The organism is Massilia sp. 01N410, assembly GCF_056399665.1.
In genome coordinates, this window is record NZ_JBFTRV010000003.1 from 158,840 (window position 1) to 185,204 (window position 26,365).

Sequence of the window (26,365 nt, forward strand, 5' to 3'; positions counted from 1 at the left end):
CCCCGCCTGCGCGGGCACGACGGCGACTGCTCACGGATAGCGCACCGGCCGCCCGGGCAGATCCGGCAGCGGAATGAACTCGGTCTCGCCCGGCACCTTCGGGAAGCGCATCTCGCGCCAGTCTTCCTTGGCCTGCTCGATGCGGTCGGCCGAGCTGGAGACGAAGTTCCAGGTCAGGTAACGCGGACCATCCATCGGCTCGCCGCCCAGCAGCATCACGCGCGCACCGACGCCATTGCCGGCGGCGAGGGTCACGGCCGCGCCGGGCTTCAGCACCAGCAGCTGGCCGGGACCGAAGCTGCCGTCGCGGCCGAGGTCGAGCGTCCCTTCCACCACGTACAGCGCCTGTTCCGCATATTCGGCCGGCATGCCGATGCGGGCGCCGGGCTGCAGGGCCAGGTCGACGTAGAACAGCGGCGATTCGACCGGCACCGGGGCGCGCTTGCCGAAGTATTCGCCGGCGATGATGCGGGCACTGGCGCCGTCGCCGTCGATGATCGGCAGTTCGCCGGCGCCGATGTGCGAAAAGCTCGGATCGTTCTCTTCCTTCGCCTTCGGCAGCGCGACCCAGCACTGCAGGCCATGCAGGGTCGAGCCCTGGGCGCGCACCAGCGGACCGGTGCGTTCCGAGTGGACGATGCCCTTCCCGGCCGTCATCCAGTTCACCGCCCCGGGCCGGATGTCCTGCACCGTGCCGAGGCTGTCGCGGTGCGAGATCTCGCCTTCCAGCAGATAGGTCACGGTGGACAGGCCGATGTGCGGGTGCGGACGGACGTCGATGCCGGTGCCGGCGTCGAACACGTGGGGGCCCATCTGGTCGAGGAAGACGAAGGGGCCGACCATGCGGCGGTCGCGGTGCGGCAGCGCGCGCCTGACTTCGAAACCGCCGCCCAGGTCGTGGGTGCGCGGCACCACGATGGTTTCCAGCATGCTGTCAGCGTCATGTTGGTCGAGTTCCATTTAGATTGCCTCCGTGGTGATCTGGATCTGCCCGGACAGGGTCTTGTGGACCGGGCACTTGTTGGCGATGTCCGTCAGGCGCTGCTTTTCTTCCTCGCTCAAGGCGCCGACGTAATGGATGCTGCGGTGCAGGGTGTAGGCCTCGCCTTCCTGGCCGTGCCTGATGCTGACCCGCACCTCGTCCAGTGCGTAGCCTTTGCACTTGGCGTACAGGCTGACGGTCAGGGTGGTGCAGGCCGCCAGCGCCGCGGCCAGCAGGTCGTGCGGTTCCGGGCCGCTGTCTTCGCCGCCGAGTGCCGGCGGCAGGTCCGTCAGGAGCCGGTGCGGCCCGATCTCGATGACCTGCTGCAGCGGTCCCTGGCCACGGTGCGTCGTCACTTCCATGATGATCCCCTTCGTGTTTTCGATCGATTGTACGCGATGCGCGGACCTGATCAGGCCGCGTGGGTGCGCAGGATGCCGACGCCGGCCTTCGCCTGCACGCGCTGGCGTTCAATATCGAAGATCACCAGCATCGCGCCCAGGATCGCCACGTTCTTCAGGAAGTGGTTCAGCTGGTTCTGGAACTCGGCCGCGCCGGCGCCCCAGAAAGCGTGGAAGATCAAGGTGACCGGCACCAGGAACAGGGCCAGTCCGAGGCTGGCCCAGCGCGCCTGGAAGCCCGTCACCAGGGCCAGGCCGCCGCCGACTTCGAGGGCGACGGTGGCGGCCAGCAGCAGGCTGGCGAACGGCAGGCCCATGCTGGCCATCCAGCCGGCCACGCCCGCAAAGCCGAGGATCTTGCCGATGCCTGACACGACGAACAGGGAGCCGACGAGGGCGCGGCCGACGGGGTAGAGTTTGCTAGTTTCCATGATGTTCTCCTTCTGTGCGGGTTGTCGATGGAAGCCATTATGGACACCCGGCCGGCGGAAAAAAAACGAGTTATTTCACCGCCTATCATCGATATTTTCGATGCTACACATAGGCCAGCAGCCGGCCGCAGGCAATCACCGCCAGCCACAGCAGCAGCGACAGCGCCGCGTGCAGGCGCGCGCGCAGCGGCGCCCCGCCGGGCCAGCCGTCGCCCACGCGCCAGGGACCGAGGTGGAAGGCCAGCGCGTTCAGGCCGGCCACGGCGATCAGCACCAGCTTCAGCAGGAACACCCGGTTGGCGGCCAGGTCGGGCGCCTCGGCGGCGAACAGCAGCAGGCCGCTCGGCAGCACCACCAGCATGCCGCCCGCCGACCACGGCAGCAGGTAGCGCGCCAGCGCGCGCAGCGGCAGCTCGCGGCCGAGGCCGAGCACGCGCAGATCGAACATCGCCAGCGCGCCGACCAGCACGGTAAAGCCGATGATGTGAAGGATTTCGATGCCGGGATACAGCCAGGCGCTGGCGCGCATCGCCGCCGCCGGCGGCGTGGCGGCCAGCCAGACGGTCCAGGCCGCAGCACCGGCCGGAATGTCGAGCCCGGCGCCGGGCGGCATCAGCGCAGCTCGGTGGTCTTGCCGCCGATGGTGATGCGTTCGGCGCGCATCTCATCAAGCCTGGTGCGGTGCGGATACCCGTAGACGCTGGCGCTGGCGCCGGCGGCCAGCCTGTCCTTGGGCAATCCGTGGCTTTCCATGCGGCCCGGCGGCGCCAGCACCACCAGCCAGGTCTTGCCGGCGCTCTTGAGACGGATCCAGCCGTGCGGCTGCACATAGCCCGCTTCCTGGATGATGCCGTTGAGCTGCAGCGGTTTGTCGGTGTCGTACTCGCTCCAGCCGTGGTGGGCCGAAGCGGTGGCGGCCGCGGCGAAGGCGGCGAGCAGGAACCAGCGTTTCATGTGGCGGACTCCTTCGGGAAGGTGTCGATTCTACGCCTGTCCCGCTCAATTCCGTCAAGCGCCGGCGCCGAAAGCGAGCTCGGAGTCCTTGATGTCGGCGATCGGCCCCAGGATGGCGCCGTCGAAGGACCGCGGCGCATGCCCTTGCTCGAAGACGCGGGGCATGTCCGGGTTCGCCAGCGCGCCCCGGCCCAGTGCAACGACGTCCGCGCCCAGCCCCAGCACGTGTTCCGCGCGCTCGATGCCGTGCAGGGAACCGTTGGCGATGATGGTCACGCCCGGTGCGAAGCGGCGCGCCAGGGCGACCAGGCTCTCGCCGCCGCCTTCGAACGCCGGCTGCCAGGCCTCGAATTCGGTCACATGGATGAAATCGGCGCCGGCACGGGCCAGCGTGCCGAAGATGACCTCGGCATCGGCGTCGCGGCCCGGCCACTTGGCCGTGAAGTCGTTGACCTTGCCCTGCGAGAGTCGGATGCCCACGGGAACCTCGCCGCCGACCGCGTCCTTCACCGCTTTCACGATCTCTTCCAGCAGGCGCACCCTGCCCTCCACGCTGCCGCCCCAGCGGTCCGTACGCAAGTTGGTGTGGGCCGTCAGGAACTGGTCCAGCAGGTAGCCGTTCGCGCCATGGATCTCGATGCCGTCGAAGCCGGACACGCGCACCGCGCGGATCGCCGACTGGACGAAGCCATCGATGGCCTCGGCGATCTCCTGTTCGCCGATTTCGGCCGGCACCGGGTAGCGCCCCTCGCCAAAGTAGAAGGCCATCTGCTCTCCGGCGGGCTGCACCGCGGACGGCGCGACGGTATGGCTGCGGAAGGGATTGCCCTGGCTGAGGGCGCCCGCATGCATCAGCTGCGCGAACACCAGCGCACCATGCCGCTGGATTTCGCTCGTGATCGATGCCCAGGCCTGGGCCTGGACGTCGTCGGCAATGCCGGGCTGGTTCCGGTAGCCCTGCGCGAATGCCTTGTCGGTGTACAACCCTTCGGTGATCACCAGGCCGAAGCCGCCCCTGGCAAACCTGGCGTAGTAGTCGCGCATCGCCGGGGTCGGGACGCCGGCCCCGGTCGCCGTCACCCTGGTCATCGGCGCCACGGCCAGCCTGTTCCTCAAAGTCCGGCCTTTCATAACGTAATTCGATAGAATCTCGGTCTGATGATTATTCATGTCTGTTCGCTTTCGAAGAAGGCATGCCACGACTGCGGCATCACAGTCGCATGATATGAACGGGAACGCGATTCGAACAGCCTGGCGCGCGTGAAGGCGCCTTATCGAAAAAGGTTAAGATGCAGATACCGGATATTCGAATTTTTCTCGCCGCCGTGAGCGCCGGCAGCTTGTCCGCCGCGGGACGGCAACTCGGCATCGGCCCGATGCAGGTGTCGCGCCGCCTTGCCGTGCTCGAAGACGAGCTGGGCGTCAGGCTGCTGCACCGCACGACCCGCGCCATTTCGCTGACCGCCGAGGGCGAGGCCTTTTTGCCGTTTGCAAACACGATGGCGGATGCCGAAGAGAGCGCCCGCTGCGAACTGCGCCCCTCGTCGGCCGCCGTCTCGGGCGTACTCAGGCTGACCGCCCCGAGCGTCTTCGGCCAGACGATCGTGCTGCCCGTGCTGGCGGCGCTGCTGGAGCGGCATCCCGAACTGCGCGTCGACCTCGACCTGTCCGACCGCGTCGTCGACATCGTCGGCCAGGGCCTCGACCTCGCGCTGCGCGTGGCGACGCTGGAGGACTCGGAACTCGTGGCCAGGCGCATCGTCGGCAACCCGCGCGTGATCTGCGCCTCGCCGCGTTACCTGCAGCGCCACGGCATGCCCGTCCGGCTTGCCGACCTGGACGCGCATCAATGCATCGTCCTGCATGCCATTCCGCGCTGGCCGCTGATCGTCGACGGCGGGCTGCAGCGCAGGCGGGTGAATGCGCGCGTCACGACCAGCAATGTGGATGCCGCGCGGACTGCCGCCATGCAGGGGCTGGGCCTGGCAATGCTCGCCTACTGGGACGTGCACCGGCAACTCAGCGAGGGCGAACTGCTCAGCGTGACGCTGGAAGATGCTAGGATGGAAGACCTGTCGGTGTGGGCCGTGATGCCGACCCGGCGCTACCTGCCTACCCGGGTCAAGGTCTTCCTCGACGCCCTGGAACAGGAGCTCGCAGCCATCCCAAGGACCGTATGACACCGCAATCCACTCCTGGCCTCCAGGCCCGCAACTTCGGCATCGACTGCCTGCGCGGCCTCGCCATCCTGCTCGTGATCGTGCACCACCTGGCCCTGCCCTTCCGCCTGCCGCTGGGCCCGAGCCTGCTGAAGGACTACCTGCCCAAGCGCCTGCTGAACGCCGTCAGCTTCAACGGCTACGAAGCGGTGTTCATCTTCTTCGTCATCTCCGGCTTCCTGATTACAGGCCGCATCCTCGAGCGCGACGGGAGCCTCGGCCGGGTCGACCTGCGGCGCTTCTACCGCGCCCGCGCGCTGCGCATCCTGCCGCTGCTGTTCCTGACCCTGGCCGTGCTGGCGGCGCTGGCCCTGGCCGGCGTGACCGGCTTCGCCCCCGACGAAGGCAGGCAGAGCGTGGGCGGCCTGCTCGGATCGAGCCTGAGCTTCACCTTCAACTGGTACGAAGGCCGCACCGGTTGGGCGCCGGCCGGCTGGGACGTGTTGTGGTCGCTGTCGATCGAGGAAGTGTTCTATCTCGGCTTTCCGCTGCTGTGCCTGTGGCTGCCGCGGCGCCTGCTGGTCGGCTTGCTGCTGGCTTGGGCGCTGCTCTTGAACCCGTTGCGCTCGCTGGTGCCGGTCGCGGACGAAGTCTGGCGGGAGAAGGCCTACCTGCCCGGGATGGCGGCGATCGCCTGGGGCGTGCTGGCGGCCCTGCTGACCCGGCGCTGGCGGCCGACGCCGCGCGAGGCCCGCGCGCTGGCCCTGTTCGGCGGCTTCTGCATCCTGATGGTCCTGGGCTGGGGCGAGCTGGTGCACCGTCACCTGTTCAAGTCCGGTATGGTCGGACTGGTGCTGGGCGCGGCGGCGCTGCTGCTGGCCTTCCACGCGCATCCGCCGGCCCCGCGCCTTGGCCTGGGCTGGCTGGCGCGCATGGGCAGCCTGAGCTACGAGCTCTACCTGTCCCACATGTTCGTCGTGCTGGCCGCGGTCGGGCTGTACCGTACGATGCTGGGCAAGGAGCAGGCCTGGACCTTCAGCGTCTACCTGCCGGTGCTGCTGCTCTGCTTCGGCCTGGCCCTGGTGCTGGAAAAGTTCACCGGCCGCTTCGTCCGCAAGGGGGCTTGCGTCGACGAGGCGGCCAAGCGAGAATTGGCGGTTCAACAATAACAATCCTCGGGGACAGTACATGGACCACGCCACGCCGGGCGCCACCCTCCAGCTCAGCAAGCACCGCATCGAAGCCCTGGTCGACGGTATCTTCGCCGTCGCCATGACCCTGCTCGTGATCGACCTGCGCCTGCCCGAGCACCTGCGGGTGACGAGCGACGCCCAGTTGCGCGAGGCCCTGGTCGAGCTGCTGCCGAACCTGTATTCCTGGCTGGTCAGCTTCATCGTGCTGGGGATCTTCTGGGTCGCCAACCACCGCGTCTACAGCCATGTGCGGCATGTCGACGGCGGCCTGGTGTGGCGCACCATCCTGATGCTGGGCGGCGCCAGCCTGCTGCCCTTCGCGTCGGCCGTCAACGGCCATTTCTTCTCGCAGCTGGCGCAGGGCGTCTACTCCGGTGTGATGATCCTGATCGCCTGCGGCTCGCTGCTGGTGGCGCGCCACATCCACCGCAATCCGCAGCTGTGCGCCCACCCGATGGATGAAGCCACCTATGTGGCCATCTGCACCCGGCTGGCCGCCCTCGGCGTGATCGCCCTGCTGGCGGTGGCGCTGGCCGGCCTGTTCCCGGGCTCGGCCAACTGCGCCTTCGTGCTGGGCTTTACGCTGCGCCCGCTGGGCAATGCGGTGGCGCGCCGGGTCGCTCCACAAGCCGAACAGGCCGCGCCGGCGGACGCGGCGTCCTGATCACCTGGCGCTGTCGATCCAGCGCTGCACCTGGGCTTCGAGGATGGGCAGCGGCAGGGTGCCGTCGCCCAGCACGACCTCGTGGAACTTCGCATAGCTGAACTTCGGCCCCAGCGCCTGCTGCGCCCGCGCGCGCAGCTCCAGGATCTTCAGCGCGCCGATCTTGTAGGCCAGGGCCTGGCCCGGCCAGACCATGTAGCGCTCGATCTGGTTGGCGGCCTGGGCCTCGTTGTAGCCGAGGTTTTCCATCGCATAGGCGATCGCCTTTTCGCGCGACCAGCCCTGGGCGTGCATGCCGGTGTCGACCACCAGGCGCACCGCGCGCAGTAGTTCGTCGTTCAGGTGGCCGTAGTAATAGGCGGGATCGTCGTAGAAGCCGAACTCGCGGCCTAAAGTCTCGCAGTACAGCGCCCAGCCCTCGGCATAGGCGGCCGCGCTCGGATGCTCGGTAAAGAACTTGCGGAAGTCCGGCAGCGGCAATTCCTTCAGCAGCGCGGCGTGGAAGTGGTGGCCAGGCACGCCTTCGTGAAGCAGCAAGGTGGCCATGCCCACCGTGTCGTAGTCCTTCGGATCGTTCACCACGGCCCAGAACACGCCCGGATGCGAGCCGTCCGCCGCCACCGGCGTGTAATGGTCGGAGGCGGTGGCGCGGGTCAGCTCGGGTTCGAGCTGGATGTCGAGCCTGGCCTTCGGCAGCAGGGTGAAGTACTGCGGCAGCCTGGCCTCGACCTGGCCGTAGATCTGGCGGTAGCGCTCCAGCACCTGCTGCTCGCTGGTAAAGGGTTTGAATTTCGCCTGCGCCGCCACCCATTGCGGGAAGTCCTTCAGCGGGCCCTGGTAGCCGAGCTTCGGCGCGACCTTCGCCATCTCGCCCTGGATGCGCGCGACTTCTTTCAGGCCCAGCTCATGGATCCGGGCCGGCGGCAGGTCGAGGTTGGTGTTGTTCCTGATGCGGGCCTGGTACCAGGCGGCGCCGTCCGGCAGCGCGCCATAGCCGGCCGTGCTGCGGCCAGCCGGCAGGTAGTCCTTCTCGAGGAAGGCGCACAGGCGCTCGAGCGCCTGGCCGATCCTGACGGCAGCCTGGCGGTAGCCGGCGCCCAGCTCGCGCTTGTCCTTGTCCGCAAAAGCGCCCGGGAAGCGCGTGGCCGGCGAGTAGAACACGCTGGTCTCCGGCGTCTTGCTGCGCAGCTGCTGGAACTGCGGCAGCATGCGGGTCGTGACGATCTTCGGCTGCACCACACCGTTACGGATGCCCTCCTTCATGTTGACGATCGCCTGGTCGATCCAGGCCGGCAGCTGCTCGAGGCGGCGCAGGTAGGCGCGGTATTGCGCCGGCGTCTCCAGAGGCTGCGAACCGGTACCGCTCGCGTAGTTGGCCAGGTTGCTGGGCAGGTTGTCGAAGTGGTTCAGCGGCAGCAGGTGTTCCGGGAAGCGTTCGAGGTCGAGCTGGGCCTGGATCTCGGCGGCCAGGATGTCGTAGTTCAGCCTGGCCTTGTCCGACAGGCGCGTGCGGTCGATGGCCTTCAACTGCGTCAGGTAGCCGTGGTTCGCGGCCTGGTAGCGCTTGATCACCTTCGGATCGATCGCCATGCCGAGCTGGTCGTCGTAGCGGCTGTCGCCGTTGGCGGTGGCATACAGCATCGGATCGAAGCGCGCGCGGGTGTCGTAGAACTTCGCGGCGATGCTGTCGACCTTGCGCGCGGCCGCCTGCTCACCCGCGGAGGCCGGCGCGGCCGCGGCATGGACGAGGGTGGCGGGAGCGCCGGCGGCGAGGATGGCGGCGGCCAGGCTGGCAGCGCGCAGGGATCGGGAGGATGGGTACATGGCTTTTGCTTGAATAAAAAATAATAATTATTTGACAAAACCGGTGATTTTGTTCAATGTATTTACATGCAAATAGAGGATTCCGGAAGCTCTTTAACCGAGAGAGAGTGAAGCATGTTCAAGCATTGGTTTCGCCGCCGCAAGTCGCCAGCGCCCGGATCCTCAGCCGCAGCTTCGCCTGAAAAAATTCCGCATGCATTTTCTGTCTATCTCGATATGGTCAGATTGATTGCGGCCGTCAACGTGGTCCTGTTCCACACCTGGCCCCGGTTTTATCCTGATAGCTCCATCAGGTTTCCTGGTCACGAAGCCGTTGTCGTCTTTTTTGTGCTCTCCGGTTACGTTATCGCCTACGCCGCTTCGCGTCCCGGCATCACGCTTTCCATCTATCTGCAACACCGTATCGCCCGTATCGTACCAGTCGCCTGGGCAGCGCTGGCGCTTGGGCTCGCGCTGTCGCTTGAAAAGGGAGAGCATGCGTTCTGGCCCACGCTAAGGAACATGGTCTTCCTCGGGCAGTCCGGCCTGTGGTGGACGGAAGCGCCACTGAATCCTCCATTCTGGTCGCTGAATTACGAAGTCTGGTATTACGTGATTTTTGCAGCCTGGCTTTATTCTCCGAAGCGCTATCGCAACTGGCTGGTGGCTGCGGCCATGTTGATCGCGGGTCCGAAAATCCTGCTCCTGTTTCCGATATGGCTGATGGGCGTCCGGCTTTACCGCCGCATGCCGGCGCTGAGTCAGCGGCGGGCATGGACATGGTATGTCGCGAGCCTGTGCATGGCCGGACTGCTATTCTGGTTCAATATGGCCGATTTGCTTCGCGCCTGGCTTTACGCCGTTTGCCCGCCAGCGTGGCGCTTGCATTACTCCACCAAATTCGTTTATGACATCCTGCTTGGCCTGCTTGTCACCGTCCATTTTGCGGCCGCCGCCGCAATTGCCCCGGCATTCGGCTGGATGAAAAAGATGGAGAAACCGATCCGCTACCTCGCCGGATTCTCGTTCTCGATCTACGTCTTTCACGAACCACTTGGCGACCGTTTATCTCCAGGCATGCCCCCGGTACTTTTTTATGCGGAACTGGCCGCCTGCCTTTTCATACTCGGACAGTTGACCGAGCGCCGCGTCGGCTTCTTCCGCCGCCTGGGCATGCGGTTCAGCCAGCAATTTACCGGCGTCATACGCCTCAGGCCTTGAACCGGCGGAAGGCGCGCGCCACGGCGGCGTGGGCGTCCTGCTCGACGACGCTGTTGTGCGCCGTGATGACGCGGGTGAAAGGCCACTGCAGGATCACGCGGGCGCTGCCGGCGGCGAGCATGCGGTCGCGCGTGACCAGGCGCACCGTGCGCGGCACGTCGAGGTGGCCGCGGACCCCGGTCAGGCGCGCATACAGCGCCGTCCGCCAATCCAGTTCGCCGCACCAGCACTGCAGGACGTCGGTCATGATCAGCGTGGCCGAGGCCTTGTGGAACCACACCACCTCGTTCACGAAGGGCATGCCGCGGATGCAGACCTGGTCGAGATCCTGCTGCCACTCCGGCTCGACCGTGTCTTTCAGCTCGATCATGCCCGCCAGGTCGGGGCGCTTGGCGGCCAGGCCGGGCGCGCCGTACAGGGCCGCCTGCGGGAACATCCTTTGGGCGTGCCTGGCGAACAGGTGATGCGCGCGGTTCGGGGCGACGATGAAGGCGACCGTGCCGAGACTGCGCAACTGCCCGGCCACGGCCTCGTCGAAGCGGACCGGCGAATGGAGCCACAGGCGGCCGTCCCTGAAGCGGACCACCGTCATGCGGGACGAGACCGGCAGGCCGGCGGCGCTGAAGCCGCGTTCCATATGCCAGAGATCGGGGGCGATTTGTTTGAGCATGGCCCTATTGTAAAATAGTTACATGCTAAGAATCAGCCTCGACGCCCTCCTCACCGTGGACACCATCGCCCGCCGCGGCAGCTTTTCCGCCGCCGCCAAGGAATTGTTCCGCGTACCTTCGACGATCTCCTATACCGTATCCAAGCTCGAGGAAGACCTCGGCGTGCAGCTGTTCGAGCGCTTCGGCCCACGCGTGGTGCTGACGGCCGCCGGCGAGGAACTGCTGAAGGAAGGCCGCTACCTGCTGAAGGCGGCCGGCGACCTGGAGAGCCGGGTGCGCCGCGTCGCCTCCGGCTGGGAGACCGAATTCACGATCGGCATCGACTCGGCGCTGTCGCCGCTCGGCCTGAACGAGGATATCCGCGCCTTCTATGAAGTGGCGGACCAGACCCGGCTGCGCATCGTCAAGGAAGCCCTGTCCGGCACCTGGGAAAGCCTGCTCGACCGCCGCGTCGACTTCCTGGCCGGCGCCGCCGGCGAAGGGCCGTCCGGCGGCGGCTACACGGCCGAGCCGATCGGCAGGCTCTCCTTCGTGTTCGCGGTGGCGCCCTCGCATCCGCTGGCCGCCGTGCGCCACCGCCTGGGCAAGGCCGAGCTGAGCGAGCACCGCGCGGTATCGGTGGCGGACTCGGTACGCCTGCTGCAGGCACGCACCGTGGGCCTGCTGTTCGGCCAGGACACCCTGACCGTGCCGGACATGCAAACCAAATACGACTTCCAGCTGGCCGGCCTCGGCTTCGGCTTCCTGCCCGAAGCCTGGGCCAGGCCGGCGATCGAGGCCGGCCGCCTGGTCGAGAAGGAGGTCGAGGAGCCGCGGCCGGACGAGACCCTGTTCATCGCCTGGCGCACCGGCGAGGAAGGCGCGGCCCTGAAATGGTGGCGCGAGCGCCTGCGCGACGCATCGCCGGTGCAGCGCATGCTGGCCATGAACTGTCCAGTGGAACGCCCACTGCCCGGCTGATACCGCTCGGCAGGGCGCGCGCCGCGCAGGTCACGGTCCTGTCATAATCGGACTCTACACTTCGTTGCCACGAGTGAAATATTCGAGCCCAATGGACATGAAGTCAAAACCGGATGAGGCGCTGGTCGCGCCCATCGCCGACAGCCCGGCCCTGTTCCTGAACCGGGAGATATCGCTGCTGGAATTCAACCGGCGCGTGCTGGCACAGGCCGAGGATCCTTCGGTGCCCCTGCTCGAGCGCCTGCGCTTCCTGTGCATCGTCAGCAGCAACCTCGACGAATTCTTCGAGGTACGGGTCGCCAGCCTGCTGGCCCAGCACCGCCACCAGGCCGGCATCGACGACAGCGGCAGCGTCAACCTGGACGGCGTCAGCGAGGAATGCCGCAAGATCATCGCGCGCCAATACGCGCTGCTGAACGACGAGATCCTGCCGCGCCTGTCCGAGAACGGCATCCACCTGCTGCGCCGCTCCGACCGCAACGCCGCCCAGAAAGCCTGGGTCAAGCAGTACTTCGACAATGAAGTGCGTCCGCTGCTGACGCCGATCGGACTGGATCCGGCCCACCCCTTCCCGCGCGTGATCAACAAGAGCCTGAACTTCATTGTCGAACTGGCCGGCAAGGACGCCTTCGGGCGCGGCACCGGTATCGCGATCATGAAGGCGCCGCGCGTGCTGCCGCGCGTGATCCGCCTGCCGGACGAGCTGTCCGACAAGCCGGGCGCATCCTACTGCCTGCTGTCCTCGGTGATCCAGGCCCACATGGCCGACCTGTTCACCGGGCGCGAAGTGGTCTCGTATTCGCAGTTCCGCGTCACCCGCAACAGCGACCTGTGGGTCGACGAGGAAGAGGTCAAGAACCTGCGCCAGGCCCTGCAGAGCGAGCTACACAGCCGCAACTACGGCTTCGCGGTGCGCCTGGAAGTGGGCCGCGGCTGTCCGCCGCACCTGGCCGACTTCCTGCTCGACCAGTTCTCGATCGACCGTTCGCGCCTGTTCGCCGTCGACGGCCCGGTCAACATGGGCCGCCTGCTGGAGATCGTCAACACCAATGCGCGGCCCGAACTGAAATTCACGCCCTTCGTGCCGGGCTTTCCGGCCAAGCTGGTCAACCGCCAGGACATCTTCAACGTGCTGGGCCGCCAGGACGTGCTGCTGCACCACCCCTTCCAGTCCTTCGAACCGGTGATCGACTTCATCCGCTGCGCGGCCGCCGACCCCAACGTGGTGGCGATCAAGCAGACCATCTACCGCGCCGGGGAAAATTCCGAGCTGATGGACGCGCTGATCGCAGCCACGCTGCGCGGCAAGGAAGTCACCGTCATCGTCGAGCTGATGGCGCGCTTCGACGAGGAAGCCAACATCAACTGGGCCGAGCGCCTGGAAGAAGCCGGCGCCCAGGTCGTCTACGGCGTGGTCGGCCTGAAGACCCACGCCAAGCTGGCCCTGGTGCTGCGCCGCGAACCGCAGGGCCTGCGCCGCTACGCCCACCTCGGCACCGGCAACTACAACCCGACCACGGCCAAGCACTACACCGACTTCGGCCTGCTGACGTCGAGCGAGGACATCACCGCCGACGTCAACGAGGTCTTCATCCACCTCACCAGCATGACGCGCCCGACCCAGCTCTCGAGCATCTGGCTGGCGCCCTTCTCGCTGCAGAAAGAAATCGTGAAGGCGATCCGCCAGGAAGCCGCGATCGCGCGCGAAGGCAAGCCGGCGCGCATCATCGCCAAGATGAATTCCCTGACCGACGAGTCGGTGATCCGCGCCTTGTATGACGCCTCGAACGACGGCGTGCGCATCGACCTGATCGTGCGCGGCGCCTGCTCGCTGCGGCCCGGCGTGCCCGGCCTGTCGGAGAACATCCGGGTGCGTTCGATCGTCGGCCGCTTCCTCGAGCACAGCCGGATTTTCTACTTCCGCAACAAGCTGCAGCACGACGTCTACCTGAGCAGCGCCGACTGGATGAACCGCAACCTGTTCCGCCGTGTCGAAATCGCCTTCCCGGTCCGCTCGCCGGCCCTCAAGAAACGGGTGATCCGCGAAGGCCTGCAGGTCTACCTGAAGGACAACGTCAACACCTGGGAACTCGGCAGCGACGGCCACTACCGCCGCCGCAAGCCGCGCGGCAGCCAGGCAGCGTACAGCGCCCAGCAGCAGCTGATGGAGACCCTGGGCATGGGCACGGCCGACCAGCACGACAAGGAACTCAACCTGGAGATGACAGAACATGGAACTGATCCTGTGGCGGCACGCCGAGGCTGAAGCGCACAAGCCGGACGAGGCGGCCGACCAGCTGCGCGTGCTGACGCCCAAGGGCGCGCGCCACGCCTCGCGCGTCGGCGCCTGGCTCGACCGCCAGCTGCCGGCCCAGTGCCGCATCCTGTCCAGCCCCGCCACCCGCTGCGTGCAGACCGCCGAGGGACTGGGCCGCAAGTTCCAGACCGTCGACGCCCTCAACACCGACTCGACGCCGCAAACCATCCTGGAAGCGAGCGGCTGGCCGAATGCGCGCCTGCCGGTGGTCATCGTCGGCCACAGTCCGCTGCTGGGCCAGGTGGCCTCGCTGATCTTTTGCGGCGAGCCGCACGAGTGGAAGATCCGCAAGGCCAGCGTGTTCTGGATTGCGCACAAGGGCGAGGCGGATCCGGCGCCTTTCGTGCGGCTGGCAGTGGGGCCGGACCTGGTCGGGAAGCTGCGCTGAGCACCTTGTTCGCCGGCGGGGCCGTTCAGGCCCCGGCTTGCCGTGGGTCTTGATTGCACTGTCGGTTAGTTGCAGATCTTTCGCCCACCGCTCTCACTTCAGGCTTTGCAGCGCCTGCGCCAGGCCGGGATAGCGGAACACGAAACCTTCCCGCTCCAGCCGCGCGGGCACCACCCGCTGCCCCTCCAGCAGCAGGTCGGCCTGCTCGCCCAGCGCCAGCCGCATCGGCCAGCCCGGCGTCGGCATCAGCGCGGGGCGGTGCCAGATGCGCGCCGCGATGCGGCTGAACTCCGCCTGGCTCACGCACTCGGGCGCCGTGAAATTGGTGGCGCCGCGCCGCCCCTCCCCGCCGCCGGCCTTGGCGGCCTGCCGCCAGCGATGCGCGATGGCCCGCACCAGGTCGTCCACATGGATCCACGAAAGCCACTGGCGCCCGCCGCCCAGGCTGCCGCCCAGCCCCAGCCGGATCGGCAGCAGCAGCATCGGCAGCGCCCCGCCCTTGCCCAGCACCAGGCCGAAGCGCATGCACTCGACCTGCACGCCATACCGCGCGGCTTCACCCGCCGCCTCTTCCCATTCGCGGCACAGGTCCGACATGAACATCGGCAGCGGCGGCGCGCTCTCGTCGAGCGCGGTCTGGTCGCCGATCTTCTGGATGCCGTAGTAGCCGATCGCGGACGCCGACAGGAACACGAAAGGCTTGTGCTCCGCTCGCGCGATCCAGTCGACCACGCCCCGGGTGAGCCCGATGCGGCTGCGGCGCAGCGCTTCCTTGCGCTTGCCGCTCCAGCGCGGCCCGAGGATGCGGGCGCCGGCCAGGTTGACGACCACCTCGACCCTGGTCGCCGGGTCCAGCCCGTCCATCGAGGCGATGCAGCGCACCCTGCCGCCGAAGAGGCGCACGGCCTGCTCCGGCTGCCGGGTCAGGGCGATCACCTGGTGGCCGTCGCGCAGCAGCGCATCCACCAGGTGCCGGCCGACGAAGCCGGTGGCGCCGGTCACCACCACGGTGCGCTTGGTCTCGTCGAACACGATGATCGGCGATGCCTGGATGTCGGTGGCGGCTTTCATGTGCTCTCCTTGTCGTTGGGGCCGAGGAAGCGGGCGACCTTGCCGCCCATTTTCAGCATGCGCTGCAGGGTCTGCGGCGACAGGTGCCTGTAATCGTCGAAGCCGGCGCTGAGCATCTCGAGGAAGTCGAGCGTGGTCTGCATGCGGGCCAGGGCGGCGGCGTCGAGTTCGGGGTCCTGCGTGCCTTCGATCGCGCACTCTCGCAGCACGCTCAGGGTCGGGTCGATCTCGCGGCGCTTGCGCTCCTCGACGATGACCCGGAAGATTTCCCAGACGTCCTGCAGGGCCGTGAAGTGGTCGCGGCGGTCGCCCAGCACGTGGGACACGCGCACCAGCTTCCAGCTCTGCAGCTCCTTCAGGCTGTTGCTGACGTTCGAGCGCGCCACGCCCAGGGTGTCGACGATGTCGTCGGCGGTCAGCGGCCGCCCCGCCAGGAACAGCAGCGCGTGGATCTGGGCGACGGTGCGGTTGACGCCCCAGCGGGTGCCCATCTCGCCCCAGTGGAGGATGAATTTCTGCGCGGTCGGGCTGTTCAGCATGGTTTTCTCTTGTTTCTGCTAATACAGAAATTAAAGAACACACTGAAACCGTTGTCAAACTGTTTTTGCAAATAGTGTCGGGCCGGCACGTAAATAGTGCACAATGCTTTACCTGCCAAGCGTATTTACCGATGACATCTACCCTCCCGACTTTCCAGGCGCTTGCCTGCGACGATCCCGGCGTCTATCGCACGCTCCTGGAATCGACCAAGGCCATCCCGTGGCGCATCGACTGGACCACGATGCGCTTCACCTACATAGGCCCCCAGATCGAGGAACTGCTGGGCTGGAGCCCGTCGAGCTGGCTGACCGTGAACGATTGGGCCGATCGCATCCACGAGGAGGATCGCGAAAAGACAGTCGCTTTCTGTGTGGCGCAGTCGCAGCGGGGCGTGGACCACGAGGCCGACTACCGGGCCCTGACGCGTCATGGCGACCATGTCTGGATCCGCGACGTGGTGCACGTGGTACGCCGGCCGGACGGCAGCGTCGATTCCCTGGTCGGCTTCATGTTCGACATCACCGCACGCAAGCAGGCCGAGGACAAGATCCTTCAACTACAGCGTGAGCTGGAGGTCCTGTCCTACCGCGACAGCCTGACCGGCATCGCCAACCGGCGCATGTTCGACACCGTCTATGCCGTCGAATGGGCAAAAGCCTGCGAAACCGGCGAAGCGCTGTCGCTCGTCATCATCGACATCGATTATTTCAAGCAATACAACGATCACTATGGCCACGTGCATGGCGATGAATGCCTGCGGCGCGTGGCCCAGGCAATGGAAGCCGGCGCCTCGCTTCCGGGCGAATTGTGCGCCCGCCTCGGCGGCGAAGAATTCGTGCTGCTGCTGCCGGCGACCGGCCAGCAAGCCGCCCTCGACAAGGCGGAACGCTGCCGCAAACTGCTGAAGCAGAAGGAAATTCCACATGCCCGCTCGGGTGTCGGGCGGCTGGTGACCGTCAGCATGGGCGTCGGCACCATCGTTCCCGGCCCCAAGGACGACCCGAACGTATTCCTCGACCGCATCGACCGGCGCCTCTATCAGGCGAAGTCCGCGGGGCGCGACCGGATCTGCGACGCCGAGGCCTGATCGCCGCGCGATGCGTTTCCCATAGAACCTTACAACATCGAAAAGGAATTAACCGGTGAACGTTGACGTTCGCCGTCGTGCCACCGTTGGTGCGCGGGAAGCCGAGAGGAGGTTTGACATGCGTACGACATTGGCATTGACGCTGGCGCTGCTGCTGGGTGGCTGCACAACGCAAGCGGACCGGGCCGCGCAACAGCAGCGCGAAGTGGACGAGATGATCGCGGTGTACGGTCCGGCGTGCGAAAGACTGGGAAATACGCGCGACTCCGAGCAGTGGCGCTCATGTATCCTCACGATGGACACCAAGCACGCCATCGAGCGCTACCGGACTTCGCCGACGACAACGACCTGCTTCGGCCATCGCGGCTTCTTTAACTGTTCGACCTTCTAGACCTGCGCCACCTGGAAGCCGACCCCGACCTCGCCCCAGGCCACGACTTCCTTCTCGAACCAGGCCGCCACCGTCGGATGCTGCTTCAGCCAGCCGCGCGGCGTATCGATCTCGATGCGGTTCTTCATGCGCAGCTTCAGGCCGTCGACGTCGGCGTCCACGCGCGCGTGCATGAACACGGCCGCCAGCCGGATCGCCAGCACCGCGCGCGCCAGGTCGGGTGTGCCCAGCGCCTCCCTCACCTTGCGCAGATTGCCCTTCTGGGCCAGCACGATGGTGCTCAGCAGGCGCTGCTCGCGGTTGGTGAAGCCCGGCAGGTCGGCATGCTCGACGATGTAGGCGGCGTGCTTGTGGGCGCCGGTGTGGGAGATCGCCAGCCCCACTTCGTGCAGCATGCAGCTCCACAGCAGCTGGCGGCGCGTGGCATCGTCGGCCGGACCCAGCCTGTCGTAAAGCTGGCGCGCGATCGAGGCGGTGCGCAGGGCGCGCTGCTCGTCGACGCCGAAGCGGCGCATGCAGTCCTGGATCGCGCTGTCGCGGCGGTCGCTACGGCGGGCGCGCAGGTCGAGGTCGGACAGCACGCCCAGGCGCAGGCCGGCATTGATGGCGTTCATCGCGCGCACCCCGAATTCCTCCATCGCGCCCAGCAGCACGCTGAGGCCGCCGGCCATCACGATCACGCGCTCGCGCTTGATGCCGGGCAGGTCGAAGGCGTCGGCGTGGCCGGCTTCGATCAGCCGGTCGCGCAGCACCAGCATGCTGTCGAAGGACATGCTGCCGTCGCCGAGGCGGTTGCGGGTGATGACCTCGTTGATCGCGCGGATCGTGCCGGACGAGCCGTGCACGGCTTGCCAGCCGTGGGCGCGGTACTGGGCGGCGGCGTCCTCGAAGCGCGCACGGGCACCGTTGACGGCGGCTTCGAAGGAGGCGGCGTCGATGCGCCCGCCGGGGAAATAGGTGGCGCTCTGCGGATGGGTGCCGATGCTGAAGGATTCGACCAGCTGGATCTCGTCGCCGCGGCCGGCGATCACCTCGGTCGAGCCGCCGCCGACGTCGATTACCAGGCGCTGCTCGCCCGGCCGGCCGAGCGCGCAGGACACGCCCATGTAGATCAGCCGGCCCTCCTCCTCGCCCGAGATCACTTCGATCGGATGGCCGATCGCCGCTTCCAGGCGCGGCAGCAGGGCCTCGGCATTGGTGGCCACGCGCATGGTGTTGGTGGCAACCACCCGCACCGCGTCCAGCTTGTGCTGACGCAGGATGGCGCCGAGGCCGTGCAGGCTGCGCACCGCCGTTTCCATGGCCTCGCTGCTCAGCGCCCCGTCGGGCTGCAGGCCGGCCGCCAGGCGGATCGGGTCGCGCGCGGTGCGCACGATGTGCATCTGGCCGGCGATCGGTTCGCCGATGTGAAGGCGGAAGCTGTTGGAGCCCAGGTCGACGGCTGCGTACATGAAATTGAGATAGGTCCGGGGTGGCGTTGTGTGCAGTATAGCCGCCATGGACGCCGGACCCGTTTCCATCTCACTTCAGTGCTTCGTCCAGCACCCTGCCCTCGGCGCCGGCCGGGGCACGCAGGCGCAGCAGGTGGGCCAGGGTCGGCGCGATGTCGACCACCTCGGCATACTGCGGCGCGGCGCCGCTGCGGATCCAGGGGCGGCCCATCAGCACCAGCGGCACCTGGGTGTCATAGGCGTAGGGCGTGCCATGGGTGGCGCCGCTGTCGCCGCTGCCGAACGACGAGTAGGCGGTCGGCACCAGCACCAGGTCGCCGGACAGCTCGCGGTTCCAGGCCCGCTGCATCAGAAGCGCCAGCCGCGACTTGCCTGCCACGCCCTGCTCCAGCTGGCTGCGGGTGAAGACTTCGGCGATGCCGGGCTGGCCCAGCAGCCAGCGGGCGGCGGCGTCCTCGACCTCCCAGCGCGGCAGCTTGTGGCGCTCGATCGCGTCATAGTCGAGGTAGACCTCGGGCGCGTAGGCATGCTTCACCAGGCCGGCGATGCCGAAGCGCTTGCCCAGCTCGACCTCGAGACCGGCGACGAGCGGCTTCTGGTCGATGCGGCGGGCGTCGATGTGGCGGCTCCTGGAGAACTCGGCGGTATTCGCGAAACCGTGGTCGGCGGTCAGCACCACCAGCACCTGGTCCTTGCCGACGCGCTGGTCGAGGTAGCGGAAGAACTTGCCGAGCATGCGGTCGAGCTGCTGCAGGTGGTCGTGCGACATCCGGCTTTCCGGGCCATAGGCGTGGTTCACGTAGTCGTGGCCGGACAGGCTGACGCCCAGCAGGTCGGTGGCGCCGCTGGCATTGCCGCCGAGCTGCTCGCCCTCGATCGCGGCCTGGGCGAATTCCAGGGTCAGCTCGTCGATGGCCGGGCTGGCCTTCAGGCGCGTGTAGTAATCGGCGCCCGGTTCGCCGCTCTCGCTGTAGAAGGTGAAGGGAAAGCGGTTCGGGCTCTTCAGGCTCGGCTCGGGGTCCGGCGCATCGTCGACGTAGGCGCCGGCGGGAAGCAGCGGCTTCCAGGACTTCGCGTAATAGCGGTCCTGGGGCTTGGCCTGGTTGAAGCGTTCGGCCCAGGCCGGGTGCTGCTGCATGTAATAGGTGCTGGACGCGAAGTCGCCGGTCTTGTCCATGAACATATAGGCGGTGCCGGTCTTGCCGGCCAGGAGGATGGCGCCGCGGTCCTTGCCGGACACCGCCACCACCTTGCTGCGATTGCCCGAGGCGTAGCGCAGCTGGTCGCCGAGGGTGTCCACGCGCAGCCTGGCCGGCGAGGTGCCGTCATGCTCGCCGGTCTCTTCGCCGATGTATTTGTAATTCGCATCCTCGGTGCAGTAGACCAGGCGGCCGCTGGCGTCGATCCAGTTGTTGCCGATGATGCCGTGGCGGTAGGGATAGGCGCCGCTCAATACCGCCGAGTGGCCGACCGCCGTCACCGTCACGCCGTGGGCCTGGTGGGCGTTGGTGAATTGGGTGCCCTGCTCCAGCAGGCGGCGCAGGCCGCCGTCCGGCGCGAACTGGGCGCGGTAGCGCTGCAGCTGCTCGGCAGGCAGGCCGTCGATCACCATTACCAGCACCAGTTTGGGCGGCGGGGTGTCGCGGACCGGGGCGGCGGCGGCATCGAAGGAAGCGCCAGCCAGTGCGGCGGCGCAGGAAACGAGTAGGGAGAAGCGCTTGATGGATGGCATGCGCGCATTGTAGGAAGCCAATGTGTCAATTTGATGACATTCCCATCACACCAGCGGCGACACGGCGCTGCCGCCGAGTTGCTTGTTCGCCGCATACCGGGGTGATGCTCAGCTCCAGCGCCCAGGCCAGCGGCAGCGTCACCGACATCGACCTGCACGAGTACGCGCGCGCCCGGAGCGAGATGAAGGTCAAGCTGGCGTTCGCGGACGGCAGGGTGAGCTAATGGTCGAAAGGCCTGACTTCGGAGGCGTCCACCAGCGACCCAAGTCAGCCGCTTCGCTTCGACGGCCAGCAAAACTTCGACATCAGCTTCCGCAACGACAGCGACGCCACCGCCTCCGGCTATCTGATTGCCGATGCCTTCGTCTGGACCTCGACGCCCCCCCCTGCCCGTGCCCGAACCGTCGATGGCCTGGATGCTGGGGCCTGGCCTGCTGGTGCCGGGCTGGCGTGGACGCGGTAAAGGTCCGGGGCCGGTCCCGGCGCTGTGACAGTCCGCGCATTTTGCGCGGTCCCATGCCGCTAGAATGGCCGGATGAGCATTCCACTTCCACGACGGACGGCCTACGGCCTGGGCCTCAGCCTGCTGGCGCATGCCGCGGTGCTGGCCTGGCTCGTGCAGATGGCGCCGCGGGTGCCGCCCGACGATGCGCCGGTGGCGAGCATGCAGCTCACCCTGCTGCGCTTGGCGCCGCCGCGCACCGAGGCCTTGCCGCGGCCAATCCAGCCGGCGCAGCCGGCGCAGCCGCCGCAATCGTTCCGCGCCAGCGCCGCGAGTCCTGCCGCCGCCCAGGCAAAACGCGCGGCGCCGGCGTCTGAAGCAGCCAAGGCCGCCGAGCCGCCGCCCGTCATCATGCTGGCGCCGCAGGATGAAGCCGTGGCCGCGGAGAGCGCCCCGGCGCAAAGCGCCGCCGCCGTCAGCTTCGACCTGCAGGCCGCACGCGGCGCCGACGGCCGCGGACGTCCGATGCGCGCCACCCGCGACGAAAAGCTGGGCGAGGCGATCGAGCGCGCCAAGCCGGCCGACTGCCGCAACGCCTACGCCGGCCTGGGCGTGCTGGCCGTGATCCCGCTGGCCGCCAGCGCCGTCACCGGCAAGGGCTGCAAGTGGTGAGCGCGTAGCGATCGCCTAACCGCGGTGCACGTCGCGCCAGGCCAGCATCTCCGGCAGGCGCTCCTCTTTCTCGGGGTCGAAGCCGCAACGGTCCTCGAAGCGGGCAGGGTTCTCGTAGGTCCCGAACGGGCCAGGCGGACCCCGCAGGGGGTCAGGTCGTTGGCGGCGAAGATGCTGGAGGAAGGGCAATGTCAGCCATTTCGTATTCGTGATGGTCGCCACGATTCCGTCTTTCCTGGCCTGCTGGCTCGCACCCGTCCACCACGACGACGGCAGCGGCTCCGCGGAGGGATTCAGATCGGATCCGTCGCCAGCTTCGAGCGCCGCACCGGCGCCCTGATGCCGTAAAACCGCGCCGACTGGCGCATCAGCTGTTCGAACCAGGGCGGTGCGTCGGGCGCGATCACGATGCTGCGCAGCAGCCTGGACGGGTCGATAGGTACTACGATTCCGGAGTTAAATGACTCCGGAATCGGATCGCTCCCCGTACGATCGATAATGACCCGCACTTCCTTTTCGTACTAGTAGGCCTTGGTCTTGTAGGCGAAGATGCGCGCATAGGCGGGCGAGACATCCAGCTTGAGATCGCGCCAGTGCTTGACGTACTCGACCCGCTCGATCGCGATATCGTGTTCGTTGTCCACGCCGCGCAGGGTGTCCGCCAGTTGGCCGACCGTGCTGGTCAGCGCCACCGCGCATCCCGACTTGCCGTACAGCGCCCACATGGCGGCGCTGTCGTCCTGGTTGCGGTGCCAGCAATTGATGAAAACGGACTCGCGCATGCGCCGCTTGAACAGGGTCGCATTCTCGAAAAAATCGAAGAGTTTGGCGGCGTCCAGATAGCGGGCAATGGCAAGGACAGGGGCAAGGACCAGGCGCCGGATGAAGGTAGGCATGCAGGCCATATGGGGCCGGGCGGCCGGATTCCCAGCGGTGCGGGCGCCGCCTGCCGGATGCCTGTGCAAGAATGAAAGGCCCAACATCGATACGTACGGCGATGACTCAGACCGTTTCCACCATCGGCCACTCGAACCGCTCGATCGAGGAATTCGTCGAGCTGCTGAAGCGCAACCATATCGCCTGCGTGCTCGATATCCGCACGGTGCCGAAGTCGCGCCATAACCCGCAGTTCGGCCAGGACCAGTTGCCCGGATCGCTGGCCGCGGCCGGCATCGAATACCGCTACCTGGCCGGGCTGGGCGGGCTGAGGCGGCCGCGTCCTGATTCGCCGAATGCCGGCTGGCGCAACACCTCCTTTCGCGGCTACGCCGACTACATGCAGACCGAGGAGTTCGCGCGCAACCTCGATAGCGTCATCGAACTGGCGCAAGACCGGCGTTGCGCCCTGATGTGCGCCGAAGCCGTGCCGTGGCGCTGCCACCGCTCGCTGGTGGCCGACGCGCTGTTGGTGCGCGGCATTCCGGTCGAGGAAATCATCGGTCCGCAAACGCCGCGCCCGCACAAGCTCACGCCCTTCGCCCACGTGGATGGCCTGCACATCACCTACCCGTCCGACACCCAGCGCCAGGAGGAGGCGCAGGGCGATCTTTTCTAAAAGGGTGTAGACAACATTTCCCATCCAGGTCGGCGGCGATGGCAGAGCGGCTGCGATTCGGCGCGGCATCCCGGCCGAGCTCGACTAATTGAACTTTTGAACACGCCTTACGTTCTAAGCACGGAAACGCTCAGTTCAACGAACGGCAGGAGGAATGCAAATGACAAACACCATCAAGCTGAACGTCAATGACAGCGCTCAGGTTCAGTTGCCCCAAAAGGTCTCGGTCCTGACCGCCGAGCCCAATGTCTGGTTGCTCATCTATTCCGGCATCGCTGTGCAAAGGCAACGCGCCGAGGGGAGCTCCGGTTTCCTGGGCATAGGCGCACACACGTCGGAGACCGACGCTGTCGTTGAGGTGACGATCGATCGGATCTCTGGCGTTCTGCTACAGGCAGCGACGAGCGCAAGCATGGCCAACATCCTCGAGGAGGAGACCTGGGGACAGTGGATCATCTCGTCGACCGGCCTTTCCATTCGCGACAACGGTGATCTCGTCCTCACGGTGAACACCTCGGTGACAGGCGAAGGCGATGCCGAGTTCTGGTCCTTCTACTACAACGTGAGCGCCAAGCTTGTCCTGGATGAAGCTAGCATCAGCGGGAACATCCGGTGGTCCAAGAACCTGGCCACGCCACACGCCTCGACGCACTTTTCAATCAGCGCCGATACCAAGGTGACGGTCGCGATCCCCGGGCAGTTCCCGTTCGACAAAGTCACCGTAGAGGCCGTCGGCCTCGAAGGAAGCGTCAACGCAGCCGACCCCAACTTCTATATTGTCCCGTATACGATTAAAGGCGCGCTGCTCGGCAAGAGCTTGACCGTTGCCGTGTCGCCGATACCTGCTGCCTTCACCCCGGGCCCGGCGTTTGGGTTCGGCGAGCTCGTGGTGACCCAGACAGGTGGCGCCAGCCCGATCCAACTCACCCCAGCGAATCGCCACATAAGCGGCGTAGACTTCGAGATGCAATTCCTGCCCGCGCCGAAATAGCAAGGAGAAAGAATGGGAGGTTCAGGCGGGCATTGCTTTCATTTACACCCTCTAATGCTCAGTCCGGCATCGCCCGCAGGTTGGCGCGCACCCGCGCCAGCAGGTCCCGCAGCGCGTCCTGCTCCCCTGCCGTGAAGCCCTGCAAGGCCTGCTCCTTCAGCCGGCCGTCATTGCTGTGCAGGGCGGCGTGCACGGCGCGGCCTTCAGCGGACAGGCTCAAACGCGAACTGCGGCGGTCCGCCTCGTCGGCCTGGACTTCCAGCAGGCCGCGCTCGCGCAGCGCGCGGATCTGGCGCGCCACCTGGGCCTTGTCGCGGCCGGAATGCGCCACCAGTTCGCTCTGGGTGGCGCCGGGATGGCGGGCGAAGAAGCCGAGCGCCTTCACCTCCATGTGGGCGAGGTCGTTGGGCCCATCGCGCAGGCTGCGCTGCTGGGCCGAGCGGTAGAGATGCATGATCGCATGCATGGTCTCGAGCACGTCGTCGACCGGACGCCCCGCATGTTGGTTGACTTGATCAACTTGTTTCGGCATAATGGATGACATTATCAACTAATTTTCGGAGTGAGGATGACTGACGTTCACACCCAGGATCCGGCGCCGCTGATTCAGCGCGTACGCCACGAACTCAAGCTGCGCGAACTGGAAGTCAGCAACATCGACACCCTGTCCCCCGGCTTCCTCGGCATCACCTTCACGGGCGAGGCGCTGGCCGACTTCAGCTCGCTCTCCTTCGACGATCACGTCAAGCTCATGTTCGGTGAGGACGATGAACAGGTTCGGCGCGACTATACCCCACGCCGCTTCAGCCGGGAAGCGCGGGAACTGGTGATCGAATTCGCCGTCCACGGCCACGGCAAGGCTTCCGACTGGGCGCGCAATGCAAGCATCGGCGACCGCCTGCTGGTCGGCGGACCGCGCGGCTCGATGATCGTCCCGCTGGAGCTGAGCTGGCACCTGCTGGTGGGCGACGATACCGCCCTGCCGGCGATCTCGCGCCGCCTGGAAGAATTGCCGGAAGGCAGCCGCGCCTTCGTGTTCGTGCTGGCCAGCGAGGCCGACCGCCGCATATTCGCCGGCCAGGCCAAGCTCGAGCTGCACTGGGCTGCCACGCACGAGGAATTACTGGCGGCGCTGGAGCAACTGAGTTTGCCGGCCGCGCAGGCCGGCTTCGCCTGGGGCGGCGGCGAAGCCTCCCTGATGGCGCGGGTGCGCCAGGTGCTCGTCGACAAGGGTGTGCCGAAACAGCATATGCGGGTGTCTAGCTACTGGAAACGTGGCGTGGCCGACCATCATCACGAGGAACTGAGCTAAGCCGCCCATTCCGCTCCAGCACAAAGCGGTCGAAATCGCTGGCCAGGAAGAGCCGGCCCTCATACACCTCCCGCGCTTCCCGCTCCAGGTCGGCCATCGTCAGCCCGCCTCGCGTTGACTCCTCCTTGCTTTGCTGGTAGCGCGGGCTGAAATGGGTCAGCACCAGGTTCGGCACCCCGGCCCGGCTTGCTGCCAGCGCCGTCATGCGCGCGGAACTGTGCTGGGGCCCCGGCCCGACCTTCCGCAAGACCTCTTCCGTATAGGTCGCCTCGTGGATCAGCACCTCGGCGTCAACCGCTTCATCGACCAGCAGGTCCGGACTGTCGTTGTCGCCGCCGACGATCAGCTTCCTCGGCTTGCGGCCCGGCAGCAGCCAGTCGCGCGGATCGAGGACGCGGCCGTCGTCCAGCACCACCTGGCGGCCGTGCTGCAGCTCGCCCCAGGCGGCGCCGCGCGCCACCCCGCCCGCCTCCAGCTTGGCCGTGTCCAGCTTGCGCTCGACCTCCCGCTCCGTGAAGCTGTAGGCCCATGAAGGCATGCGGTGCGACAGCGGCGTCGCCACCACCCGCAGGTCGGGCAGCACGTCGATCTCGTCGCCCCGGGTGACGTCGACGTAATCGACCGCGAACGGCAGGCCCAGCTCGGTGGTCGCCATCACGCCCTCCAGGAAAGGCCGCAACTGCGGCGGCCCGACCAGGGCCAGCGGCGCGGTCCGGTTCAGCATGCCGGCGCTGGCCAGCAGTCCGGGCAGGCCGTAGCAGTGGTCGCCGTGCATGTGGGTGATGAAGATGGCGCGCAGCTCGTGCAGCGACCAGCTGGTGCGCAGGATGCGGTGCTGGGTGCCTTCGCCGCAATCGACCAGCGACCAGTGGCGCGCCGCGCGCGCGCCGCCCAGCGAGCGCAGCGCCAGCGCCGTCACGTTGCGGGTCCTGCTCGGGGTGCCGGATGAGGTGCCGAGGAACTGGAATTCCATGCC

The 26,365-nt window shown here is 66.9% G+C and carries 30 protein-coding genes; 13 read left to right on the forward strand and 17 right to left on the reverse strand.

What is annotated here, in order from left to right; all coding sequences use genetic code 11:
- Window positions 1-30: 30 nt before the first annotated feature.
- The 6 genes from AC1DOP_RS05630 to AC1DOP_RS05655 all read right to left on the reverse strand — a co-directional run bounded on the left by AC1DOP_RS05630 (window position 31) and on the right by AC1DOP_RS05655 (window position 3,899).
- Window positions 31-960 carry a pirin family protein gene (locus tag AC1DOP_RS05630; RefSeq protein WP_477250301.1) on the reverse strand — a complete coding sequence of 310 codons (930 nt, stop codon included), beginning with the start codon at window positions 958-960 and terminating at the stop codon, window positions 31-33.
- On the reverse strand, window positions 961-1,344 hold the full coding sequence (locus AC1DOP_RS05635; protein ID WP_477250304.1) for an OsmC family protein: 384 nt from the start codon (window positions 1,342-1,344) through the stop codon (window positions 961-963). It abuts the gene before it with no gap.
- A gap of 50 nt (window positions 1,345-1,394) precedes the next feature.
- Complete coding sequence (locus AC1DOP_RS05640; RefSeq protein WP_441933561.1) at window positions 1,395-1,814, reverse strand: DoxX family protein; 420 nt, start codon at window positions 1,812-1,814, stop codon at window positions 1,395-1,397.
- 103 nt (window positions 1,815-1,917) lie between these two features.
- Window positions 1,918-2,427: a DUF6644 family protein gene (locus AC1DOP_RS05645; RefSeq protein ID WP_441933562.1), complete on the reverse strand. Its 510-nt coding sequence runs from the start codon at window positions 2,425-2,427 to the stop codon at window positions 1,918-1,920.
- On the reverse strand, window positions 2,427-2,768 hold the full coding sequence (locus AC1DOP_RS05650; RefSeq protein ID WP_441933563.1) for a DUF6152 family protein: 342 nt from the start codon (window positions 2,766-2,768) through the stop codon (window positions 2,427-2,429). The genes AC1DOP_RS05645 and AC1DOP_RS05650 overlap by 1 nt, the downstream gene beginning before the upstream one ends.
- A gap of 54 nt (window positions 2,769-2,822) precedes the next feature.
- A complete protein-coding gene (locus AC1DOP_RS05655) occupies window positions 2,823-3,899 on the reverse strand; it encodes an NADH:flavin oxidoreductase (protein WP_441933565.1) in 1,077 nt (358 codons plus the stop codon).
- Window positions 3,900-4,057: 158 nt separating this feature from the next.
- Between AC1DOP_RS05655 and AC1DOP_RS05660 the strand changes: the two genes are divergently transcribed.
- The 3 genes from AC1DOP_RS05660 to AC1DOP_RS05670 are packed head-to-tail and all read left to right on the forward strand — an operon-like array spanning window position 4,058 to window position 6,784.
- A complete protein-coding gene (locus tag AC1DOP_RS05660) occupies window positions 4,058-4,948 on the forward strand; it encodes a LysR family transcriptional regulator (protein WP_441933567.1) in 891 nt (296 codons plus the stop codon).
- Window positions 4,945-6,096 carry an acyltransferase family protein gene (locus AC1DOP_RS05665; protein WP_477250307.1) on the forward strand — a complete coding sequence of 384 codons (1,152 nt, stop codon included), beginning with the start codon at window positions 4,945-4,947 and terminating at the stop codon, window positions 6,094-6,096. The genes AC1DOP_RS05660 and AC1DOP_RS05665 overlap by 4 nt, the downstream gene beginning before the upstream one ends.
- A gap of 19 nt (window positions 6,097-6,115) precedes the next feature.
- Window positions 6,116-6,784 (forward strand): TMEM175 family protein, encoded by a 669-nt coding sequence (locus AC1DOP_RS05670; RefSeq protein ID WP_441933571.1) that lies wholly within the window; start codon window positions 6,116-6,118, stop codon window positions 6,782-6,784.
- On the opposite strand, the gene AC1DOP_RS05675 is transcribed toward AC1DOP_RS05670, so the two are convergent.
- The gene (locus tag AC1DOP_RS05675; RefSeq protein WP_441933573.1) at window positions 6,785-8,608 is read right to left on the reverse strand and encodes a DUF885 domain-containing protein; all 1,824 of its coding nucleotides are present in this window, start codon (window positions 8,606-8,608) and stop codon (window positions 6,785-6,787) included.
- A 114-nt stretch (window positions 8,609-8,722) separates the two neighbouring features.
- Here AC1DOP_RS05675 and AC1DOP_RS05680 point away from each other — a divergent pair, with 114 nt between their 5' ends.
- Window positions 8,723-9,808: an acyltransferase family protein gene (locus tag AC1DOP_RS05680; RefSeq protein WP_477250310.1), complete on the forward strand. Its 1,086-nt coding sequence runs from the start codon at window positions 8,723-8,725 to the stop codon at window positions 9,806-9,808.
- Here the strand turns inward: AC1DOP_RS05680 and AC1DOP_RS05685 are convergent.
- Window positions 9,798-10,478 (reverse strand): DUF4336 domain-containing protein, encoded by a 681-nt coding sequence (locus tag AC1DOP_RS05685; RefSeq protein WP_441933577.1) that lies wholly within the window; start codon window positions 10,476-10,478, stop codon window positions 9,798-9,800. The two genes, AC1DOP_RS05680 and AC1DOP_RS05685, sit on opposite strands and share 11 nt — an antisense overlap.
- A 22-nt stretch (window positions 10,479-10,500) precedes the next feature.
- Here AC1DOP_RS05685 and AC1DOP_RS05690 point away from each other — a divergent pair, with 22 nt between their 5' ends.
- From AC1DOP_RS05690 to AC1DOP_RS05700, 3 genes are all read left to right on the forward strand, one after another.
- Window positions 10,501-11,439: a LysR substrate-binding domain-containing protein gene (locus AC1DOP_RS05690; RefSeq protein WP_477250311.1), complete on the forward strand. Its 939-nt coding sequence runs from the start codon at window positions 10,501-10,503 to the stop codon at window positions 11,437-11,439.
- 91 nt (window positions 11,440-11,530) lie between these two features.
- Window positions 11,531-13,705 (forward strand): polyphosphate kinase 1, encoded by a 2,175-nt coding sequence (gene ppk1, locus AC1DOP_RS05695; RefSeq protein WP_441933580.1) that lies wholly within the window; start codon window positions 11,531-11,533, stop codon window positions 13,703-13,705.
- On the forward strand, window positions 13,671-14,144 hold the full coding sequence (locus AC1DOP_RS05700) for a SixA phosphatase family protein (protein ID WP_441933581.1): 474 nt from the start codon (window positions 13,671-13,673) through the stop codon (window positions 14,142-14,144). Before ppk1 ends, AC1DOP_RS05700 begins: the two co-directional genes overlap by 35 nt.
- 93 nt (window positions 14,145-14,237) lie before the next feature.
- Here AC1DOP_RS05700 and AC1DOP_RS05705 read toward each other — a convergent pair whose 3' ends face one another.
- Both AC1DOP_RS05705 and AC1DOP_RS05710 read right to left on the reverse strand, forming a co-directional pair.
- Complete coding sequence (locus AC1DOP_RS05705; protein ID WP_477250314.1) at window positions 14,238-15,215, reverse strand: TIGR01777 family oxidoreductase; 978 nt, start codon at window positions 15,213-15,215, stop codon at window positions 14,238-14,240.
- Window positions 15,212-15,754 carry a GbsR/MarR family transcriptional regulator gene (locus AC1DOP_RS05710; protein WP_477250316.1) on the reverse strand — a complete coding sequence of 181 codons (543 nt, stop codon included), beginning with the start codon at window positions 15,752-15,754 and terminating at the stop codon, window positions 15,212-15,214. Before AC1DOP_RS05710 ends, AC1DOP_RS05705 begins: the two co-directional genes overlap by 4 nt.
- Before the next feature lie 131 nt (window positions 15,755-15,885).
- Between AC1DOP_RS05710 and AC1DOP_RS05715 the strand changes: the two genes are divergently transcribed.
- The gene (locus AC1DOP_RS05715) at window positions 15,886-16,842 is read left to right on the forward strand and encodes a diguanylate cyclase domain-containing protein (protein WP_441933587.1); all 957 of its coding nucleotides are present in this window, start codon (window positions 15,886-15,888) and stop codon (window positions 16,840-16,842) included.
- A 118-nt stretch (window positions 16,843-16,960) separates the two neighbouring features.
- Window positions 16,961-17,233 (forward strand): hypothetical protein, encoded by a 273-nt coding sequence (locus AC1DOP_RS05720; protein WP_441933589.1) that lies wholly within the window; start codon window positions 16,961-16,963, stop codon window positions 17,231-17,233.
- On the opposite strand, the gene AC1DOP_RS05725 is transcribed toward AC1DOP_RS05720, so the two are convergent.
- A complete protein-coding gene (locus tag AC1DOP_RS05725) occupies window positions 17,230-18,684 on the reverse strand; it encodes a Ppx/GppA phosphatase family protein (protein WP_441933591.1) in 1,455 nt (484 codons plus the stop codon). The genes AC1DOP_RS05720 and AC1DOP_RS05725 overlap by 4 nt on opposite strands.
- Window positions 18,685-18,754: 70 nt before the next feature.
- Window positions 18,755-20,416: an alkaline phosphatase family protein gene (locus AC1DOP_RS05730; RefSeq protein ID WP_477250319.1), complete on the reverse strand. Its 1,662-nt coding sequence runs from the start codon at window positions 20,414-20,416 to the stop codon at window positions 18,755-18,757.
- A 536-nt stretch (window positions 20,417-20,952) separates the two neighbouring features.
- On the opposite strand from AC1DOP_RS05730, the gene AC1DOP_RS05735 reads away from it, so the two are divergent.
- Window positions 20,953-21,531, forward strand: a complete 579-nt coding sequence (locus tag AC1DOP_RS05735; protein WP_477250321.1) for a hypothetical protein — start codon at window positions 20,953-20,955, stop codon at window positions 21,529-21,531.
- A 15-nt stretch (window positions 21,532-21,546) separates the two neighbouring features.
- Here the strand turns inward: AC1DOP_RS05735 and AC1DOP_RS05740 are convergent, their stop codons facing one another.
- From AC1DOP_RS05740 to AC1DOP_RS05750, 3 genes are all read right to left on the reverse strand, one after another.
- On the reverse strand, window positions 21,547-21,753 hold the full coding sequence (locus tag AC1DOP_RS05740) for a hypothetical protein (protein ID WP_477250323.1): 207 nt from the start codon (window positions 21,751-21,753) through the stop codon (window positions 21,547-21,549).
- Between the two features lie 71 nt (window positions 21,754-21,824).
- Window positions 21,825-22,040, reverse strand: coding sequence for a hypothetical protein (locus AC1DOP_RS05745; RefSeq protein ID WP_477250325.1), 216 nt, complete (start codon window positions 22,038-22,040; stop codon window positions 21,825-21,827).
- A 12-nt stretch (window positions 22,041-22,052) separates the two neighbouring features.
- Window positions 22,053-22,427 (reverse strand): hypothetical protein, encoded by a 375-nt coding sequence (locus tag AC1DOP_RS05750; protein WP_477250327.1) that lies wholly within the window; start codon window positions 22,425-22,427, stop codon window positions 22,053-22,055.
- A gap of 101 nt (window positions 22,428-22,528) precedes the next feature.
- On the opposite strand from AC1DOP_RS05750, the gene AC1DOP_RS05755 reads away from it, so the two are divergent.
- Together AC1DOP_RS05755 and AC1DOP_RS05760 are read left to right on the forward strand one after the other, a co-directional pair.
- On the forward strand, window positions 22,529-23,086 hold the full coding sequence (locus AC1DOP_RS05755; protein WP_477250329.1) for a DUF488 domain-containing protein: 558 nt from the start codon (window positions 22,529-22,531) through the stop codon (window positions 23,084-23,086).
- Window positions 23,087-23,246: 160 nt separating this feature from the next.
- Complete coding sequence (locus AC1DOP_RS05760) at window positions 23,247-24,077, forward strand: hypothetical protein (RefSeq protein WP_477250331.1); 831 nt, start codon at window positions 23,247-23,249, stop codon at window positions 24,075-24,077.
- A 58-nt stretch (window positions 24,078-24,135) separates the two neighbouring features.
- Here the strand turns inward: AC1DOP_RS05760 and AC1DOP_RS05765 are convergent, their stop codons facing one another.
- A complete protein-coding gene (locus tag AC1DOP_RS05765) occupies window positions 24,136-24,609 on the reverse strand; it encodes a MarR family winged helix-turn-helix transcriptional regulator (protein ID WP_441933605.1) in 474 nt (157 codons plus the stop codon).
- A gap of 36 nt (window positions 24,610-24,645) precedes the next feature.
- Between AC1DOP_RS05765 and AC1DOP_RS05770 the strand changes: the two genes are divergently transcribed.
- The gene (locus AC1DOP_RS05770) at window positions 24,646-25,389 is read left to right on the forward strand and encodes a siderophore-interacting protein (RefSeq protein ID WP_477250333.1); all 744 of its coding nucleotides are present in this window, start codon (window positions 24,646-24,648) and stop codon (window positions 25,387-25,389) included.
- On the opposite strand, the gene AC1DOP_RS05775 is transcribed toward AC1DOP_RS05770, so the two are convergent.
- Entirely contained in the window at window positions 25,337-26,362 is a 1,026-nt protein-coding gene (locus AC1DOP_RS05775) for a ribonuclease Z (protein ID WP_477250335.1), read from the reverse strand. The two genes, AC1DOP_RS05770 and AC1DOP_RS05775, sit on opposite strands and share 53 nt — an antisense overlap.
- Window positions 26,363-26,365: the final 3 nt, after the last annotated feature.